Raw genomic sequence first — 17,392 nt, forward strand, 5'->3', positions numbered from 1 at the left:
CTCCTATTTGCCGCTGACGGAGTTATGGATCATGTCGAGCCAGCCGGGAATGCCGAGCTGGAAGGACTGCAGCAGTTTCATATCGAAACCGCGGAAGAAGCCGCTCAGCACAAACAGCAGGACGATGGCGGTCATCATCACTTTGGTGACCCGGTTCCAGCCGCTCTCTTCGACCCCTTTGCCGATCAGAATACCCAGCACCAGGCCCGGCACGGCATTGCCCATGATCAGCTGTGCCAGACCGCCGAAAATGGTGGCCCAGAAGCCTGACTTTTTGCCCGCGTCGATGGCCGCCAGCCAGAAGATGACCGGCATGACGGTGTTAACCAGCAGGTTAGCCGCCGGCACCAGCACTTTAACGGCCGTGACCTGAAGCGCCGCCGGAACGGCCGAGGCGGTGGAGTTGAGGAAGGCGACCACGACCATGCCGATAATGCCGCAGGCGATGGCCATTTTTTTCGGATTGTGCAGCGTTTCCGCCACGTTGCGGTTTTTGACCATCAGTGCCGCCGCACCCCAGTTTGGAATGATGCGGTGATCCACATCCTGGGTGAATGAACCGGCTGCAACAGAGGATGCCCAGGCGTTGAAAAAGAAGCCGAGACCAAAGGAGAAGTGGGAAGCGGGATCGCCTTCGCATGAGTTCAGCTCGCCCAGCGTACGAAAGGCGCCCATCCCCTGGGTGGTTGGCGCATGAAACATGCGTGCGGCACCCGCGCCGACGCCGACGCCCACCAGCCCGCCAATGATCAACGACTTAAACAAAATGATTAAAAACATGTTGTTGTACCTTGTTGTCGTTTTTTTAATCCCGTCAGACTTCAGCCGCCGCCGCCTCACTCCGGCCTGCCCGCCGCGCGTGCGCGACAGCAGAGAAGCGGGCTACAGACAGGCTGACGTTAACAGGCGCTGTTTTATGATGCCGCCGTAAACGTCACCTGTTCGGTGTCGAAAACGGTGACGCTGACGGTGATCTCCAGCGTGACGCTGTAGTTCCGCCGCTGGCGCGCCAGAAAGAAGAAGAGAAACTTCTCAGTCCTGACGCTCTCCTGCGCGCGCAGCACCCGGACATCCTGAGGTTCAATGCGCAGCAGAATTTTTTGTGTCGCGCGCAGAACCTGGTTCTGCACACGACTCAGGGCATCGGCGAAGGCTTTCGCTTTGGTGTCGCCTTTGCCCTCGACCGTCACCTGGGTAACGTAGTGTTCTTTCATAATCAGCTGCCGTGCTTCTTGTTCCAGGCCTGCACCAGCCGCTCACCCAGCTCTTCTTTGTCCATAAAGCCGAAGCCCAGTACGGTGGCCCCTTCGTTGATGGCGGTCACCCCTTCATCGATAGAGCGCATGCCATGCTTCGCTTTGTAGCCATATTTGTTCTGCGCGGTGATGGCGCCTGCGCCGCCGCTGCCGCAGAACGAGATGCCGAAGTCGGCGTTTTCTGCCTTCATGACGTCACCCAGTTTCATGTCCGCCGCCACACCCGGCACCACCACCGCACGGCCGCCCGCTTTTTCGATACCTGCGGCTACTTTCTGTCCTTTCCCTAAACGATCGCCAATCACGACTGTCACCATGTTCTTTTCCTCTTCAGTTGTTGGATCGTGCGACTTCAATGTGAACCGACAGCAGCCAGGCCTCTTCACGCGGCAGATTGCCAAACAGATCCACCACCTGCTGCGCCAGCGCGACGGTTTCCGGCGGAATATCCTCAAACAGCTCCGCTTCCACTTCCGGCAGCGGCTCGCCACTCAGAGAGCGTGATGCCATGGCCCGGACGTGGGATTCCAGCATCTGCTGCTGAACCGCGTTGGGCTGGATACCATGCTGCTGATAGATCGCCGCAATTTGCGTCATGACACGTTCTGCCAGTTGCTGCACTTTCTCCGGTGGCGCTTCATACACCGGGATGCCGTTATTGCTCACCTTGTTACTCCTGTTGAACCGGATAATTCGCGTTGAAAATAAATTAACCGTCCCGGCTCCCGCTGTGGAGAGGCAACATTTCCAGCAGCAAGCGGAAATTGAGGTGAAGGCTGTGCGTCAGATCGCAGAGTGCACACTTCGTGCGAAAAATGACTCTTTGTGCGCAAAATAATGAATTTAACCGTGCCGGATCTTGATGTTGTGCAACATCACGGCAGGTCCGATACGTTTTAAGGCGCGGTGATAAGCAGAAGTGATGGAAAAAACCGCCGGTCGGGCTGACCGGCGGTCTGATTAGCGGAATTTCTTATGGTTGGTATTGCGGATCTCATCAAACTTCGCGGCTTCGCGCTTTGCGCCCTCCACGTTGTTCGCTTTCGCCAGCGTGCTGACCACGTCGATCTGCGCAATCAGCGAGTCGAGACCGGCGTGATAATCTTTGATCTGCGTGCTGTCAGCAGGCTGACCTTCCAGCTTTTCGGGCGTGGACTGCTTCGCATCCTGCGCTGCCGCACGCATCCGGGTTAATGCCTGCTGCATCTCCCGGGCATCGTCCGTTTTTTTGACGATTTTCAGGTTCGCATTCAGCGTGTCCATATCCTGCTCCAGATCCGCCGCACAGAGGCTGACGCTGGAGAACATCAGAGAAGCCGACAACATTGCAATTAGCTGCTTACGCATCATTACTTCCTTTTTATTGTGACGAAAAAAAAGCAGCCAACAGGCTGCTTCAGGAATGCGTCGTTATTGTCCCGCTATCTTCATTTCAGGCAGTAAGACTGAACCGCACTGAATATTGCTGCGGGTTTCGATATCGTCGCCGATGGTCACCATATTGCGCCACATCTCTTTGAGATTACCGGCGATGGTAATTTCACTGACCGGATACTGAATCACGCCATTTTCGACCCAGAAACCGGCCGCACCGCGCGAGTAGTCACCGGTGATGGCGCTGACACCCTGTCCCATCAGTTCGGTGACCACCAGACCGGTGCCCATCTGCTTCAGCAGATCGTCAAAGCTGTGGCCCTGACCGGCAATGCGCCAGTTGTGAATGCCACCCGCGTGACCGGTGCTGGTCAGGCCCAGTTTACGGGCGGAGTAGCTGGTTAACAGCCAGGTCTGCAGGACGCCCGCCTGAATAATGTCGCGCGCCTGGGTGCGCACCCCTTCGCTGTCGAATGGCGTCGAGGCGAGACCTTTCAGCAGGTGCGGCTGCTCACTGATGGTGAGCCACTCCGGCAGGATCTGCTGACCCATCGCATCCAGCAGGAAGGTTGATTTCCGGTAAACGCTGCTGCCGCTGATCGCCCCGACCAGATGACCAAACAGGCCGGTCGCCACTTCAGAAGCGAAAATCACCGGCGCTTTCATGGTCGGAAGTTTGCGCGGGGCAAGACGGGAGAGCGTGCGACGCGCGCACTCTGCACCGACCCACTCCGGGCTTTTCAGATCCTCAAATGCGCGGCCGATGGTGTAGGCGTAGTCGCGCTCCATGTTGCCATCCTGCTCGGCGATCACGCAGCTGGAGAGTGAATGACGGCTTGAACAGTAGCTCTGCAGCATGCCGTGGCTGTTACCAAACACCTTAATGCCGACATGACTGTTAAAGCTGCCGCCTTCAGTGTTGGTGATACGCTTGTCTGCGCGCAGTGAAGCCTCTTCAGCCTGCGCGGCCAGTTCAATAGCGCGGTCGGCATCGATCTCCCACGGGTGGTAGAGATCCAGATCTGGCGCATCATAGGCCAGCAGCGCCGCATCCGCCGGGCCGGCAAAGGGATCGGGCGAGGTGTAGCGCGCAATATCGATCGCCGCCTGCACGGTACGTTTGATCGCGTCCGGGCTGAGGTCGGTCGATGAGGCGCTGCCTTTACGGTTCTGATGATAGACGGTGATGCCCAGCGCACCGTCGCTGTTGAATTCGACGTTTTCCACTTCGCCATAGCGGGTGCTGACCCCGATGCCGGTGGTTTTACTGACCGCTACTTCCGCGCTGTCAGTGCTTGCTTTAGCCAGTTCAAGTGCCTGCGCAATCGCCTGCTCCAGTACTTTTCGCTGTTCTGCAACCTGAGTAGATACGTTCATCGACCTGCCGTCTAATCTTATGTGTGAATGATTTGAGTCTATCAGAGTCAGAGAACAATTTCGCAGTCACCCGATAAACTGGTAGGATTAGCCTCTTTTTTTGGGAGCCCGGAAATGACCAGACAGCCCGATGAGTGGCTCGACGATGTGCCAGATAATGACGAACAGGAAGATGAAGAGATTATCTGGGTCAGTAAGAGTGAAATTAAACGCGATGCCGAAGAGTTAAAACGCCTGGGCGCCGAACTGGTAGAACTGGGTAAAAACTCGCTGGATAAGATCCCGCTGGATGAGCGCCTGCGCACCGAGATCGAACTGGCGCAACGTATTAAGAAAGAGGGCCGTCGCCGTCAGCTGCAGCTGATCGGTAAACTGCTGCGCAGTATTGATGTCGAGCCGATCCGCGTTGCGCTGGACAAGCTCAAGAACCGCCACAACCAGCAGGTTGCGCTGTTCCATAAACTGGAAATGCTGCGCGATCGTCTGATTGAACAGGGCGATGAGGCGATCAGCGACGTGATTGCACTCTATCCTGACGCCGACCGTCAGCAGCTGCGCAGTATGATCCGCAACGCGCAGAAAGAGAAAGCGGGCAACAAGCCGCCGAAGTCAGCCCGTCAGATTTTCCAGTACCTGCGCGAACTGGCCGAAGCCTGATAGCCCGGATAGCCGGTCTGTCGTGGCCGGTAGCAGGAAGCACGTCAGAACGTCACCGGAAAATGAGCGCCCGTTACGGGCGCCCGTCATCTCAGGCCAGTCTGTCCAGCAGCTTCTGGTGAATGCCGCCAAACCCGCCGTTGCTCATCACCAGAATCGAGTCGCCTGGCTGTGCGGCTTTCGCCACCATCTCGACCAGCGTATCGATATCTGCGCTCCAGTGCGCAGGCGGAATGCACGCTTCGGCGACGTCAGAAACCTGCCACGGAATGTGGTGCGGCTGGAACAGAAAGACCTCATCCGCCCGCGCCAGTGACGGCGCCAGATCGTTTTTGCTGACGCCCATCTTCATGGTATTCGAGCGCGGCTCCAGAACAGCCAGAATGCGCGCTCTGCCGCCAACCTTGCTGCGCAGGGCCGCCAGCGTTGCCAGAATCGCGGTCGGATGGTGCGCAAAGTCATCATACACTTTGATGCTGTTCACTTCGCCACGCAGCTCCAGCCGGCGACGCGCATTGATAAAGCTGTTCAGTGCCTGGCCTGCATCTTCCGGTTTCACACCCACATGACGCGCGGCGGCAATTGCCATCAACCCGTTATGCATATTGTGTTCGCCGACCAGCGCCCAGTTCACCTCGCCGACCTTCTCGCCGTCGAGCCAGATTTCCCAGTGCGAGGCATCGGGCGTCAGCTTCTTCGCCTGCCAGCGCCCGTGGTCGCCCACGCTCTCCTGCTCGCTCCAGCAGCCCATCGCCATCACCTGCCTGATGTTGGCGTCATGCTCCGGCAGCAGGATCTTGCCCTGGCCCGGCACGATCCGGACCAGATGGTGGAACTGCTTCTGGATCGCCCGCAGGTCGTCAAAGATATCGGCGTGATCGAACTCAAGGTTGTTGAGGATCAGGGTTCGCGGGCAGTAATGGACAAACTTGGAACGCTTGTCGAAAAAGGCGCAGTCATACTCATCCGCCTCAATGACGAAGAATGGACTTTTTCCTAATTTTGCCGAGACATCGAAGTTTCCTGGCACCCCACCAATAATGAAGCCGGGTTCCAGGCCGCAGGCCTCGAGAATCCACGCTGCCATGCCGGCTGTGGTGGTTTTCCCGTGGGTTCCCGCCACCGCCAGCACCCAGCGGTCGCGTAACACGAAATCGTGCAGCCACTGCGGGCCGGAGAGGTAAGGAATGTTGCGTTCCAGCACCGCTTCCACACAGGGATTACCGCGCGTCATCGCATTACCGATAATCACCAGGTCAGGGGCCGGGTCGAGCTGGCTCGCATCGTAACCTTCTGTTAATTCAATGCCTTGCTGTTCGAGCAACGTGCTCATTGGCGGGTAAACGTTGGCGTCTGAACCGGTCACCTGATGACCAAGTGAACGGGCCAGCACGGCCAGACCGCCCATAAAAGTGCCACAAATCCCGAGGATGTGAATGCGCATAACGTGATCCATTACTCTAAAGTTCGGCGCACAGTGTAACCCTGCTCGCAGACGGAAGAAACGGATTAGGACTATGGTTTTTGAAGTTCAATCGGCTAAACTGCGTACGCATCCGTTGGCAGACTGTTACGCGTGCTGCCACTCCATCGCAGATTCAGGGAATGTGTTATGAAAACGTTGGGCGAATTTATCGTCGAGAAGCAGCACGACTTTCCGCACGCCACAGGGGAACTGACGGCGCTGATCTCAGCTATCAAGCTGGGTGCCAAAATTATCCACCGCGACATCAATAAAGCCGGTCTGGTGGATATCCTCGGTGCCAGTGGTGTGGAAAATGTTCAGGGTGAACAGCAGATGAAGCTCGATCTGTTTGCCAACGAAAAACTGAAGGCCGCACTGAAAGCGCGTGGCATCGTCGCCGGTATCGCGTCTGAGGAAGAAGACGAGTTCGTCATCTTCGAAGGTGAGGAGAACGGCAAGTATGTGGTGTTAATGGACCCGCTGGATGGGTCATCTAACATCGACGTTAACGTCTCTGTCGGCACCATTTTCTCTATCTATCATCGCGTCAGCGAACCGGGCACCCCGGTGGTTGAAGCGGATTTCATGCAGCCCGGCAACAAACAGGTCGCGGCCGGTTACGTGGTTTACGGCTCCTCCACCATGATGGTTTACACCACCGGTGCAGGCGTGCATGCCTTTACCTACGATCCGTCGCTGGGTGTCTTCTGCCTCAGCCATGAACGTATGACCTACCCGGAGACTGGTTACACCTACTCCATCAACGAAGGTAACTACATTCGTTTCCCGCAGGGCGTGAAGAAATATCTGAAGTTCTGTCAGGAAGAGGATCTGCCAACGCACCGTCCTTACACCTCACGTTACATCGGATCGCTGGTCGCGGATTTCCATCGTAACCTGCTGAAAGGTGGCATCTACCTCTACCCAAGCACCGCCAGCCATCCGCAGGGCAAGCTGCGTCTGCTCTATGAGTGCAACCCGATGGCGTTCCTGGCGGAGCAGGCAGGCGGTAAAGCCAGCGACGGTCAGAGACGTATTCTGGACATTCCACCGGTCACGCTGCATCAGCGCTGCCCGTTCTACTGCGGCAATGAGGCGATGGTCAACGACGTTGAGCGTTTCCTGGCTGAGTTCCCGGATTGCCGTCAGGGCTAAAACCCTTCACGATCTTCTAGTAGTAGAAGCCTGCTTTAAGCAGGCTTCTTTTTTCCAGCGTCGCGCCTGCCTTCCGTTTCACAATATTGATAATAATTTTCTATCTCTTTTTCTGCCTGCTTGCGTATCCTCCGGCCCACCGGGAAATGGCCTAATCCGGCAAAATAGAAAATTAATCCGCACAAGCATACGGCCAATCCTAATACGAGGCTTGCATGAGACAATAACAAACCTAAAAACAGCGCAACCAGACCAATGATTGAAAGTGCAACTGCCTCACAAATTCTGTTTTTTATCTTACGCTTATTAACATAGATTCGCCCTTCACGATTGATACTGAGCGCGTACTGTTGAGCAGCAAAATAGTTAAAGTTGTTTATTTCACTCGAGTTATCGATAATATTAATAACTTCACGCTGAATAAAACTATTTTTAACACCATAAATTTTCTGGTTTAACAGGGTGGCATGGCGCTTTTCCAGCTCAAGCCTTTGCTGTTCATCAATTACCCCCTCCTTAAGCACGTCCCCAATAAAACGTATCTTGTTACTAAGTGTATGCTGAAAAAGATGTTCGACTTTAATATTTTTTGCCAGCCAACGGAGGAATCCCACTATAAAAACAAAAGAAATAATCGCAATAACAGATAGGGGGTTATGTTCATAGGCTGTAGTAATTTTATCGATATTATTAATAACAGAGGATTGCATCATTCACTCCTGAATATCCATCTAGTCAGACGAATAGCCATCTTAACGAATTCATAAATGCATGAAAATCATTCAGTCAGAGCAAATCGAAAAATTAGGTCTTGCAGAAATTAAAAAAAGAAAATGAGCGCATTAAAATGCGCTCACCTTTATTACGCTGGCTGCAGTCTGAACTGCGCCATGGTTGCCTGAAGCTGATCGGACTGCGCTTCCAGCGACTCGGTCGCGGCCTTCGCCTGCTCCACCAGCGCCGCATTCTGCTGCGCCGCCACGTCCATCTGCGTGACCGCCAGATTCACCTGCTCGATGCCACGACTCTGCTCGTCAGACGCCATGGAGATCTCCTTCATCAGGGAGGTCACGCGCATCACCTCACCGGAAATCTCATCCATGGTTTCCCCGGCGCGCGTCGCCATCTCACTGCCCTCTTTGACCCGCGACTGTGAATCGCTGATCAGCGTGCGGATCTCTTTAGCTGCGTTAGCACTGCGCTGCGCCAGCGTACGCACTTCATTCGCCACCACCGCAAAGCCACGGCCCTGCTCGCCCGCACGTGCCGCTTCAACGGCAGCGTTGAGCGCCAGGATGTTGGTCTGGAACGCGATGCCGTCGATCACGCTGAGAATATCGCCGATGCGATTGGCGCTGTCGGTAATCTCATGCATTTTTTCCATCACATAGCAGACCACCTCCGCGCCGCGGTCGGCGGTATCGGAAACCGCATTCGCCAGCTGATGGGCCTGCTGGGCGTTGCTGGCGTTAAGCCGCACCGTTGCCGTCAGCTGCTCCATGCTGGCCGCCGTCTGCTCAAGCGAAGCGGCAGACTCTTCCGTACGCTGTGACAGGTTGACGTTGCCGGCGGCCAGTTCACGGCTGCCGAGGTCGATCTGCATACTCGCCTCACGCACCTGACTGACGGAGTGACGCAGCGACTGCTGCATCCCGGTCAGTGCATGGTTAAGGCGTCCCAGCTCGTTGTTGCTGGACGGCGGCAGCACCTGAGAGAGATCGCCCGCTGCGATCTGCTCAAGATGCACAATCGCGCTATCCAGCGGCTGCAGCAGCATCCGGCGCAGCAGTTGCCAGGCGAGCACCAGCAGCAGCAGGGTTAAGGCCACCGCCACGGCGATCAGGATTTTCATTTTGGTTTCGTTATGGGCCGCCTGCACCAGCTGCGCCGCCGTGACCTGATCGGCGAACTGGCTGAAGTCCGTGACCGCCTTGTTGTAGCTGGCCGCCAGCGTCGCCAGGTTGCCTTCCAGCAGCTGGTAATACTCGTCGGTGTATTGCTTGTCCAGGGCGCTCATCATCGGCTTGATGCCCTGGTCGAGATAGGCCTTGTAGCTGGCTGAAATCGCATCCGCCAGCATTTTACCGTGTGCCGTTACCGTTCCGGCATCGATAAAGCGCTTGAGCTGTTGCTGGGAGGAGTCGACATCCGCCTGCGACAGTCGGGTGACGGCGGCGCCCTCTTCCAGCATGCCGATTTCAATTTTTCGTACCGCCAGCGCCGCGTTAGCGCGGGCCCGCATTAAATCTGCATTGCTCTGATAAAGACTGTTCAGCTCGATCCCCTGAATGCGGTTGATCACATCCAGCGAGCGGTTCCCTTTGTTAATTGCCACAATACCCATAAAACTCACCGCCAACAGCAGCAGTGTCATAAATGCCAGCAGTGCCAGCAACCCCGTGCGAAGTGATAACTGTTTCATCTTGATCGTTTCCGTTTATGAGAATAGGCGAAATGTCCAGCGGCCCTAAAACGGAACAGATATCGGCAGTAACGGACCGAAACTTTAACCCTGATTGAGTGTTAACAGCTTGATCATCACGGAAACATCAATCAAGCTAATCGCCGCTTAGCCCCGACCCGGAGAAACACGATGAAAGCAGGCCTGTTTCTGATGCTGCTGCTGACCAGCACGGTGACGATAGCGGGGGATCTGCCGTCAGATGCCTCGCTCGACCGCTGCCTGAATAACGCCCGGACCACGCTGGACATAAACCAGTGTTACGCTGCTGCCACTCAGGCCTGGGATCAGGCGATGAATAAGGAGTACGGCAGGCTGATGAAAACCCTCACCGGCGAACCCCGGGATAAACTGCGTGCCGCTCAGCGCGCCTGGCTGAGCTATCGGAACAGCTGGCTTGAGGCGGGCTACAGCCAGCTCAGTTCACAGGGCTCTCTGGGCAGCGTGGCGCTGAGCGCCCAGCGTCTGAGCCTGGTGCGCAATCAGGCGCAGATGCTGCAGGCGATGGCAAGGGGCAGTTGCGCTAACCCCGACGACTGCTGATCTGACCCGATTTTGCGCTGGCTGAGGCTGGCGCGTTTACTGACCTTCAGGGAGAAACCATGGCCGCTTACGCTTCAACGCTTATTCTGATTGGCCTCGCCGTGCTGAGCTATTTCGTGCACAACAACGCGGTCACCCTGTCGATTCTGGTGCTGCTGGCGATTAAAGTGACCCCGCTGGCACAGTTCTTTCCCTACGTGGAAAAACAGGGCATTACCTTAGGTATCATTATCCTGACGGTGGCCGTGATGGCCCCGCTGGCCAGCGGCTCTCTGCCGGCCGCTGCGCTGATCAAATCCTTTGCCAGCTGGAAGTCGATTGTGGCTATCCTGGTGGGCATTTTTGTGGCCTGGCTCGGCGGTCGTGGCGTCAGTTTTATGAGCGTTCAGCCGTCGGTTATCGGGGGCCTGCTGATTGGTACGGTGATTGGCGTGGCGTTCTTCCGTGGCGTGCCGGTAGGGCCACTGATAGCCGCAGGAATCGTTTCGCTGTTGGTGTCGGCGAAGTAGCCTTAGGGCGCATTCCGAAACGCCAAAAAGAGGGCATACTTTCAGAGTCAGTTGGCTATAATAGCCGACACTCAACATACGACTACTGAAGGAATACCCGATGAGTTTGAACCAGGTGCCAGCAGGTAAAGACCTGCCAGAAGATATCTACGTTGTCATTGAGATCCCAGCGAATGCTGATCCGATCAAATATGAAGTTGATAAAGAGTCTGGTGCCCTGTTTGTAGACCGTTTCATGTCTACCGCGATGTTCTATCCGTGCAACTACGGCTATATCAACCACACCCTCTCTCTGGATGGTGACCCGGTTGACGTACTGGTTCCGACCCCGTACCCACTGGTACCGGGCTCCGTGATCCGCTGCCGTCCGGTTGGCGTACTGAAAATGACCGACGAGTCTGGCGAAGATGCCAAACTGGTTGCCGTGCCGCACACCAAACTCTCTAAAGAGTACGATCACATCAAAGATGTGAACGACCTGCCAGAGCTGCTGCGTGCGCAGATCACCCACTTCTTTGAGCACTACAAAGATCTGGAAAAAGGCAAATGGGTGAAAGTGGATGGCTGGGACAACGCCGAAGCCGCGAAAGCCGAAATCATCTCCTCTTTCGAGCGCGCACAGAAGAAATAAGCCTGCTGCCCGTTTGTGAGTCGAAAAAAAACACCGTCCATCAGGACGGTGTTTTTGTTCAGGCCTCTGGCTCCGCATCGCGCTTCAGCCAGTCGCCGCTCGTAATGCGCTGGCGTCCTGCCACTGAGCGTTGATAGACATAAAGCCATGCACTGCCAAACGGCGTCTGAGTCAGAAAACGTTTGTACTCTCCCCCTTTGGTGCGAAGCGCATCCAGCTCCGCAAGGGTTGAGGCATCAATGCGGTACACTTCACACTGTACCGCGCCGTTGCCCTCAATAACGCCGGGATAATGGCCCAGACTGTAAAGCTCAAAGCCTTCAATCTGGTGATCACCCAGCCACTGCGCATTCGTCATCCAGTGACTGTTTCCCTGTTTGCGCCGTAAACTGCCGTAGACAATTATTCGCATTGCTAAAACTCAAACTGATAGAGCAAATCGAGAGCCTGATCCACACCGGACACGGCTTCCAGATAGAGTTTGGGCATGAGGCGGTAACGCAAGGTTAACGTCGCCAGTGAATCAAATATGCCAACACCGTATTTTACCTGCAGACCCGGCAGTACATAGCCGCTGACCTGCACCTGCTGGCTGTCGCCAACACCCGCAGTATCAAGAGCCAGATTACTGACACCGAAAGTCTCCCCGATTTTACCCACAACCTGCCCACTTTGTGCAACCCCTAAGCCCACAAGCGCAGAAGTGAGGGCATTACTGTCGCCATCTTTGCCGAGCCCCTGACCGCGCAGCAGGTAAGAAAGCGCCTCCTGCTGCGACATCGCCGGGTCGGAGAAGACTTCCGCTTTCGGCTCATCCGCCAGGCCGGTGACGCGCAGACCCGCGGTGACGCCATCTTCGGTGGCATCCGGGTTACGAATCGCCTCCAGGTTGATGTAGGGCTGATCCGGCGGGCCGGCGAACTGCAGTTCACCTTTACGCACGATCAGATCCTGACCGTAAGCGTGGAAGCGGCCGGACGGGATGTTGATCTGACCGTTTAAGCCGAGGCCCGACCGATCCTGCACCAGCTTCAGGTCGCCATTCAGTCGCGCTTTCAGACCGAAGGCGGAAAGGCGCACATCGTTGCCGACATGGATCACCAGGTTACTGTTGATCGGAATCGCCGCGGTCTGTGGCGCAATCGGCTTCAGCTGTTTATCCAGCATCACCTCATCCGACGAAACGCCCGTGGCGCTCTCCGGCACTTCCTGCACCGTGATGCGCGCCCATGGAATATCGACCCGTCCATCGAGGTTAAAGGCGGCAGGCGTCGCTTCAAAGACCAGATCCGGCGAGACATCCATGCGCACCATCGGCGGCACCGTGACGCGAACCCGGCTGCCCTGCGCGGCGACGCGGGCGCGCCAGTTGTCGAGCTGGCTCCAGTCCGCATTACCGCTGAGGTTGATGTTGCCCTGGCTGGTCTGCACCAGCCCGTTCAGGGTGGAGCTCATGCCATTGAACACCAGGTTAAGGCTGGCGGCCGTGAGGTCAACCGGCATAAAGTTGCCATCCACATCCACCCCGGTCAGGCCAAGCTGGCCATAGACCTGCGGCTGCTGCACGCTGCCGCCAAGACGCAGGCTGCTGTTGAGGCTGCCTTTGATCTTCTCGCCCTGCATCAGCGCCGGGTTGAGCATCGCCAGTGAGACGTTGCGGATGTTGACGTTACCGCCCAGCGTGCGGCGGCTTTGCGGATCGTCGATCTGCACGTTGCCATCCAGCTGCCCGTTACCGGCAATGCGGATCAGCCAGTCCAGCTGCGCGCGACCGTTTCGCAGTGCGGCATTGAGGTTCAGCGTATCAAAGGCGATCGGCAGGTTATTGCCCTGCACATCCTGCACCACCTTGACGCCGTTACCCTTCAGCGCGACCGTTCCGGTCGGCAGCGCCCCGTCAGCCGTCCAGTTGACGCGCACGTCGCCGCTGAACAGGCCGCTGAGCTGGGTGGCATCCGGCATAAAGGGTTTCACCATCGCCAGGTCAAAGCGGTTCAGCACCACATGGGCATGACCTTCCGGGCCCGCTTCAACCGGTTCCGGTACGCAGAGGCGGGCATTGGGGTTCTGCCAGCAGTGCGGTCCGATGGTCGCCGTCTGACGGCTGTTGAGATAGTCGATGGCCATCGCACGGGTCAGTCGCCATTCGCCCACCGGCGTATCAAAGTGGGTGTCGTTCAGCGACCCTCGCCAGCGCTGCGTCTGGCGATCAAAGCTGCCGTTGAGCGCCAGCTGGCCGGAGACCGGTTTGCCCTGCACGTTGAGTTTCAGCTGATGCTGCTGCTCATTGCCGTCGGCATTCAGGGTCAGCAGGCTGATGTTCAGCGCATCCTGCTGCAGCTGTTCGACGCGCAGCTGCAGTTTGCCCGCCACCTGTTCGTCAGAGCGCACGTCGCCCTTGAGCGTAACGCGATTAATCCGCATCTGCTGCCAGCGCAGGCCCCGGCCATTGAGATCGGCCAGCAGCTGCGGTGCCTTCAGGGTGCCGCGCGCTTTGATGGCCCCGTTGACGACGCCGCCCAGACCGGGAAGCGCATTGTCGAGCTGCGGCGCATTGATGCTGGCATCCAGATCCAGACGGTCGCCCAGCGACCCTTTGACATCCAGCTGGTTGCGTCCCAGTGCCAGCTTAATGCCCGGCACTGTCCACTGGTTGTAGCTGTTGCCGGTCAGGGAGCCATCTGCGGTGACGGCGTTCTGTTTCACATTCCCTTTCAGCTGCAGCTGCGGCACGCTCAGCTGCCAGCTGCCGCCATAGAGACTGCCGCGCGTGGTGATTTTGCCATCCAGCCGCGCCGGCCAGTCGGGATACTGTTTAGCCGTATTGATCCCCGCCAGCGTCAGTTCGCTGCGCCAGCTGATCGCCTTGCTCCAGTCCACCAGCGCAGTGAGGTCGATGTTGCCCTGCAGCGCAGCCACGCGCAGGCGATCGAGACTGAACTGCTCAACGTTGCCTTTACCGGTCAGTGAGACGGTCGCCGGTGGCACCGACTCCCCCTTCACGGCGGTCTGCAGTGACATCACATAGTCGGTGGCTTTGCCTTTGAACTGATAGTCCAGATTATCGGCCTGATAGGCGACCGGGCCTGTCAGCGGCCAGCGCAGTTTCGGGCTGGTCAGCTGCAGCGACAGCGGCAGCCCCGCCACCGCCAGCTGGGTCGCGGCGCTGAGCTGTGCATCCACCGGGCCGGAGAGGTTCAGCGCCAGCTTCAGCTCGTCGCGCATCGCGCCGTTAAGTTTCAGCGCAATCTTTTCGCCTTTGACCGGATCGGTGTTGACCGTGCCGTTCAGGGCAAAATCGACCGGCCAGTTATCGGCCAGCGTCGCCTGCCCGCTGCCTCTGAGATTGCCGAGGTCAGAGTCAACCTCCAGCGTGGTCAGCTGCATCTGCCGGTCGGCAGTTTTCGCTTTCATCAGCAGGCGGCTGACCGAAATATCGGTGTCGCCGGTGATGCGCAGCTGTTCTCCCAGGATCTGCTGAATGTCGATATCCAGCGGCAGACGGAAATCGGGCAGCGCAGGCAGCAGCGGTTGTGCAAACATCGCCTGCAGCGTTTCACCCAGCGGCTTCTCAGCCGGATGCGGCTGCTGAACTTTCGGCTCCACCACCTGTTCGTTCACGACTTTGGCTGCTTTCGGCAGCGCAATCAGCAGGCTTTGAATATGAGTAGGATTGAGCGTCAGCGCACGATCCTGCCACTGCAGACCGGTGGTAAAGTCGAGCAGCGAAATCGCGGTGTCATCCACTTTGACATTGATATTGTGCAGGCCAAGATGGCGCAGCGTAATCGGATAGGGCGTGCTGAGGTTGGTCGAGCCGCTCTCCTCTTCCGGCGCTGGCGCGGCAGGCGTCATCTTTTTACTGTCGACCACCACGCTGATATCACGCAGGGAGATATCATTCACGCAGACCGACGAATGCAGCAGGCAGTTAAGGTTCACCGCCAGATGGATCTGCCCGGCATCCACACTGACGCCAGGCATTTCGTAACGCAGACCGCTCAGGGTCAGGTTACGCCAGCCGCCCTCGACCTGTTTGATTGACAGGCCCGGTACCCAGCGCGACGCGCCATTCAGCACCAGATGCAGCCCCGGCGTGGTGCCGATTAAAAATGCCACCCCACCCAGCAGCAGCACCAGAAAGATCAGGATGCCGATGAGGACCTTTTTCCACAGCTTCATAGTTCTGGCCCCAGTCCTATATAAAATTGCAGTCCATGTGCATCGTCATCCCCGATAGGTCTGGCGATGTCTAATTTGATGGGACCCACCGGTGACGACCAGCGCACGCCGACGCCCGCACCGGTTTTCACGTTACTCTGTTTGATGTCGTTGACCGCTTCACCGGAGTCGACAAATACCGCTCCCCACCATTTGCCGCTGACGTTGTACTGATACTCCAGCGAGCCGGTGGCCAGTTTTGACGCACCGGTGAGTTTGCCATCCTCATCACGCGGTGAGATGTTCTTATATTTGTAGCCACGAATACTGCGGTCACCACCGGCAAAGAAGCGCAGATCCGGCGGGACTTTTTCAAAGTCGTTGGTTTCAATCCAGCCAAGATTGCCGCGCGCCACAAAGCGGTGGCTGTCGCCGAGGGTACGGATCCAGACGTTCTGCGCCTGCAGAATCAGGAAGTCAACGTCTGAACCCCAGGTGGTTTCGGAGACGTCCGCTGAGTAGCGCTGAGAGTCGCCCCAGGTCGGCATCAGGCCGCCACGCGAGCGGGTGCGGTTTACGCTGACGCCGGGATAGAGCAGCATGGTGGTATTAGTCACGCTGCCCTGAGTAAAGTGATCCAGGCTCCAGCGCAGGTTGACCGCTTTCTGCCAGCCGCTGCTGCTGTCCCAGTTGCGCGACATCGCCAGCGTCGTGGTGTCGGCTTTGGTGTCATTGAGGTCGGTGCGCTTCAGGCCGCCGGAGAAGGTGTAGTACTGCTCCAGCGGGCTTTTCAGCAGGGGCACTTTGTAGCTGAGATCGACCTGCTGTTCCGGCGCGGAAATGTAGGCGCTGGCCGCCAGGCTGTGGCCTCTGTCGTTAACCCACGGCTTTTTCCAGGTGCCTTTCAGGCGCGGGCCGACGTCGGTGGAGTAGCCGACCCCGGTTTCGATGGTGTTTTCGGTGCGCGGGGACATCACGGCATTCAGCGGCAGCACTTTTGTTTTCCGGCCTTTGCTGAACTCCGGTGCAACGACCACGGAGTTAAACCAGCCGGTGGCGGAGAGGCGACGGTTCAGTTCAGCCAGATCGCGCGAGCTGTAGTAGTCGCCCTTTTCAAACGGCACCAGGTTCTGCAGGTACGCTTCGCGAATCTGCGAGCCCTGAAACGTCACGTCGCCAAAACGGTAACGCTCGCCGCTGTCGTAGTCGATATCCCAGAACGCTTCATGCCGCTCGACCGACACCCCCAGCTGGCTTTTTTTAAAGGTGCCATCGAAGTAGCCGTTGCGCAGCGCGAGATTCGAGAAGCCGCTTTTAAAGCGATCGTACTGCCCGTGGTTAAGCTGCGTGCCGACTTTGGGACGCCCCTGGGCTATCCACTCTTTGTAGTCGGCATCATTGCGGGCATCCCCTTCCAGCACGATGGTGCTGCCGCCGATTTTAACCGGCGGACCCGGTTTCACGTGCGCAATCAGCACCGGCCGTCCCCCCTGCGCGGGGGCAGGACGGGATTCAAAGTCGATCTCAGGTTCGTAGTAACCCAGCGCGCGCAGGCCTTCTTTTATCGCGACAGAGACGCGTGCACGAAAGCGACCATCATTGGAGACTTCATCGCTGCCGATGGTGGAGAGGCGTGCTCTGACATTTCGCTGCAGATCCCCGGTTAAGCCGTCTACCTGTAATCGCACAGTCGCCGCCTCAAGGGCAGGCGCAGCAAGCAGCAGGCCAGCCATGCAATAAATATGAAATCGTGGCACCTGTACTCCTGTTAATCATGCCGGCCCCTTTTCCGCGGGGCGCTTA

General features: G+C 57.4%; 17 protein-coding genes. 5 read left to right on the forward strand and 12 right to left on the reverse strand.

Going from position 1 to position 17,392, the window contains the following annotated elements:
- Positions 1-3 precede the first annotated feature (3 nt).
- From S7A_RS01705 to pmbA, 6 genes are all read right to left on the reverse strand, one after another.
- Complete coding sequence (locus S7A_RS01705) at positions 4-780, reverse strand: DUF4311 domain-containing protein (RefSeq protein WP_009087399.1); 777 nt, start codon at positions 778-780, stop codon at positions 4-6.
- A 134-nt stretch (positions 781-914) separates the two neighbouring features.
- Positions 915-1,214, reverse strand: coding sequence for a DUF4312 family protein (locus S7A_RS01710; RefSeq protein ID WP_009087401.1), 300 nt, complete (start codon positions 1,212-1,214; stop codon positions 915-917).
- Positions 1,215-1,216: 2 nt separating this feature from the next.
- Positions 1,217-1,573, reverse strand: coding sequence for an SFCGS family glycine-rich protein (locus tag S7A_RS01715; RefSeq protein WP_009087404.1), 357 nt, complete (start codon positions 1,571-1,573; stop codon positions 1,217-1,219).
- Positions 1,574-1,586: 13 nt separating this feature from the next.
- Positions 1,587-1,922 (reverse strand): glycine dehydrogenase, encoded by a 336-nt coding sequence (locus S7A_RS01720; protein WP_009087405.1) that lies wholly within the window; start codon positions 1,920-1,922, stop codon positions 1,587-1,589.
- A gap of 294 nt (positions 1,923-2,216) precedes the next feature.
- Positions 2,217-2,603: a cytochrome b562 gene (gene cybC / locus S7A_RS01725; protein WP_009087408.1), complete on the reverse strand. Its 387-nt coding sequence runs from the start codon at positions 2,601-2,603 to the stop codon at positions 2,217-2,219.
- A gap of 63 nt (positions 2,604-2,666) precedes the next feature.
- Positions 2,667-4,007 (reverse strand): metalloprotease PmbA, encoded by a 1,341-nt coding sequence (pmbA, locus tag S7A_RS01730; protein WP_009087411.1) that lies wholly within the window; start codon positions 4,005-4,007, stop codon positions 2,667-2,669.
- A 114-nt stretch (positions 4,008-4,121) separates the two neighbouring features.
- On the opposite strand from pmbA, the gene yjgA reads away from it, so the two are divergent.
- Positions 4,122-4,664 carry a ribosome biogenesis factor YjgA gene (gene yjgA / locus S7A_RS01735; RefSeq protein ID WP_009087413.1) on the forward strand — a complete coding sequence of 181 codons (543 nt, stop codon included), beginning with the start codon at positions 4,122-4,124 and terminating at the stop codon, positions 4,662-4,664.
- Positions 4,665-4,755: 91 nt separating this feature from the next.
- On the opposite strand, the gene mpl is transcribed toward yjgA, so the two are convergent.
- A complete protein-coding gene (gene mpl / locus S7A_RS01740) occupies positions 4,756-6,108 on the reverse strand; it encodes a UDP-N-acetylmuramate:L-alanyl-gamma-D-glutamyl-meso-diaminopimelate ligase (protein WP_009087414.1) in 1,353 nt (450 codons plus the stop codon).
- Positions 6,109-6,276: 168 nt separating this feature from the next.
- Here mpl and fbp point away from each other — a divergent pair, with 168 nt between their 5' ends.
- Positions 6,277-7,284: a class 1 fructose-bisphosphatase gene (gene fbp / locus S7A_RS01745; RefSeq protein WP_009087416.1), complete on the forward strand. Its 1,008-nt coding sequence runs from the start codon at positions 6,277-6,279 to the stop codon at positions 7,282-7,284.
- A 35-nt stretch (positions 7,285-7,319) separates the two neighbouring features.
- Here fbp and S7A_RS01750 read toward each other — a convergent pair whose 3' ends face one another.
- Both S7A_RS01750 and S7A_RS01755 read right to left on the reverse strand, forming a co-directional pair.
- Complete coding sequence (locus S7A_RS01750) at positions 7,320-7,997, reverse strand: hypothetical protein (RefSeq protein WP_141629800.1); 678 nt, start codon at positions 7,995-7,997, stop codon at positions 7,320-7,322.
- Between the two features lie 149 nt (positions 7,998-8,146).
- On the reverse strand, positions 8,147-9,706 hold the full coding sequence (locus tag S7A_RS01755; RefSeq protein ID WP_009087420.1) for a methyl-accepting chemotaxis protein: 1,560 nt from the start codon (positions 9,704-9,706) through the stop codon (positions 8,147-8,149).
- A 171-nt stretch (positions 9,707-9,877) separates the two neighbouring features.
- Between S7A_RS01755 and S7A_RS01760 the strand changes: the two genes are divergently transcribed.
- The 3 genes from S7A_RS01760 to ppa all read left to right on the forward strand — a co-directional run bounded on the left by S7A_RS01760 (position 9,878) and on the right by ppa (position 11,428).
- Entirely contained in the window at positions 9,878-10,288 is a 411-nt protein-coding gene (locus S7A_RS01760) for a lysozyme inhibitor LprI family protein (RefSeq protein ID WP_009087422.1), read from the forward strand.
- A 59-nt stretch (positions 10,289-10,347) separates the two neighbouring features.
- Positions 10,348-10,797 carry a DUF441 domain-containing protein gene (locus S7A_RS01765; RefSeq protein WP_009087425.1) on the forward strand — a complete coding sequence of 150 codons (450 nt, stop codon included), beginning with the start codon at positions 10,348-10,350 and terminating at the stop codon, positions 10,795-10,797.
- Positions 10,798-10,897: 100 nt separating this feature from the next.
- Positions 10,898-11,428 carry an inorganic diphosphatase gene (gene ppa / locus S7A_RS01770; RefSeq protein ID WP_009087427.1) on the forward strand — a complete coding sequence of 177 codons (531 nt, stop codon included), beginning with the start codon at positions 10,898-10,900 and terminating at the stop codon, positions 11,426-11,428.
- Between the two features lie 58 nt (positions 11,429-11,486).
- Here the strand turns inward: ppa and S7A_RS01775 are convergent, their stop codons facing one another.
- The 3 genes from S7A_RS01775 to S7A_RS01785 are packed head-to-tail and all read right to left on the reverse strand — an operon-like array spanning position 11,487 to position 17,322.
- Positions 11,487-11,840: a gamma-glutamylcyclotransferase gene (locus S7A_RS01775; protein WP_009087429.1), complete on the reverse strand. Its 354-nt coding sequence runs from the start codon at positions 11,838-11,840 to the stop codon at positions 11,487-11,489.
- A 2-nt stretch (positions 11,841-11,842) separates the two neighbouring features.
- Positions 11,843-15,610 (reverse strand): translocation/assembly module TamB domain-containing protein, encoded by a 3,768-nt coding sequence (locus S7A_RS01780; RefSeq protein ID WP_009087430.1) that lies wholly within the window; start codon positions 15,608-15,610, stop codon positions 11,843-11,845.
- The gene (locus S7A_RS01785) at positions 15,607-17,322 is read right to left on the reverse strand and encodes an autotransporter assembly complex family protein (RefSeq protein WP_192810377.1); all 1,716 of its coding nucleotides are present in this window, start codon (positions 17,320-17,322) and stop codon (positions 15,607-15,609) included. Before S7A_RS01785 ends, S7A_RS01780 begins: the two co-directional genes overlap by 4 nt.
- Positions 17,323-17,392 lie beyond the last annotated feature (70 nt).

The sequence above is a fragment of the Pantoea sp. Sc1 genome, from assembly GCF_000255315.1.
Lineage (GTDB): Bacteria > Pseudomonadota > Gammaproteobacteria > Enterobacterales > Enterobacteriaceae > Pantoea > Pantoea anthophila.

What these genes read in the sequence shown, in the direction of transcription:
- S7A_RS01705 (WP_009087399.1), bottom strand. Translation starts at nt 780, where the DNA reads ATGTTTTTAATCATTTTGTTTAAGTCGTTGATCATTGGCGGGCTGGTG.
- S7A_RS01710 (WP_009087401.1), bottom strand. Translation starts at nt 1,214, where the DNA reads ATGAAAGAACACTACGTTACCCAGGTGACGGTCGAGGGCAAAGGCGAC.
- S7A_RS01715 (WP_009087404.1), bottom strand. Translation starts at nt 1,573, where the DNA reads ATGGTGACAGTCGTGATTGGCGATCGTTTAGGGAAAGGACAGAAAGTA.
- cybC (WP_009087408.1), bottom strand. Translation starts at nt 2,603, where the DNA reads ATGCGTAAGCAGCTAATTGCAATGTTGTCGGCTTCTCTGATGTTCTCC.
- pmbA (WP_009087411.1), bottom strand. Translation starts at nt 4,007, where the DNA reads ATGAACGTATCTACTCAGGTTGCAGAACAGCGAAAAGTACTGGAGCAG.
- yjgA (WP_009087413.1), top strand. Translation starts at nt 4,122, where the DNA reads ATGACCAGACAGCCCGATGAGTGGCTCGACGATGTGCCAGATAATGAC.
- mpl (WP_009087414.1), bottom strand. Translation starts at nt 6,108, where the DNA reads ATGCGCATTCACATCCTCGGGATTTGTGGCACTTTTATGGGCGGTCTG.
- fbp (WP_009087416.1), top strand. Translation starts at nt 6,277, where the DNA reads ATGAAAACGTTGGGCGAATTTATCGTCGAGAAGCAGCACGACTTTCCG.
- S7A_RS01750 (WP_141629800.1), bottom strand. Translation starts at nt 7,997, where the DNA reads ATGATGCAATCCTCTGTTATTAATAATATCGATAAAATTACTACAGCC.
- S7A_RS01755 (WP_009087420.1), bottom strand. Translation starts at nt 9,706, where the DNA reads ATGAAACAGTTATCACTTCGCACGGGGTTGCTGGCACTGCTGGCATTT.
- S7A_RS01760 (WP_009087422.1), top strand. Translation starts at nt 9,878, where the DNA reads ATGAAAGCAGGCCTGTTTCTGATGCTGCTGCTGACCAGCACGGTGACG.
- S7A_RS01765 (WP_009087425.1), top strand. Translation starts at nt 10,348, where the DNA reads ATGGCCGCTTACGCTTCAACGCTTATTCTGATTGGCCTCGCCGTGCTG.
- ppa (WP_009087427.1), top strand. Translation starts at nt 10,898, where the DNA reads ATGAGTTTGAACCAGGTGCCAGCAGGTAAAGACCTGCCAGAAGATATC.
- S7A_RS01775 (WP_009087429.1), bottom strand. Translation starts at nt 11,840, where the DNA reads ATGCGAATAATTGTCTACGGCAGTTTACGGCGCAAACAGGGAAACAGT.
- S7A_RS01780 (WP_009087430.1), bottom strand. Translation starts at nt 15,610, where the DNA reads ATGAAGCTGTGGAAAAAGGTCCTCATCGGCATCCTGATCTTTCTGGTG.
- S7A_RS01785 (WP_192810377.1), bottom strand. Translation starts at nt 17,322, where the DNA reads ATGGCTGGCCTGCTGCTTGCTGCGCCTGCCCTTGAGGCGGCGACTGTG.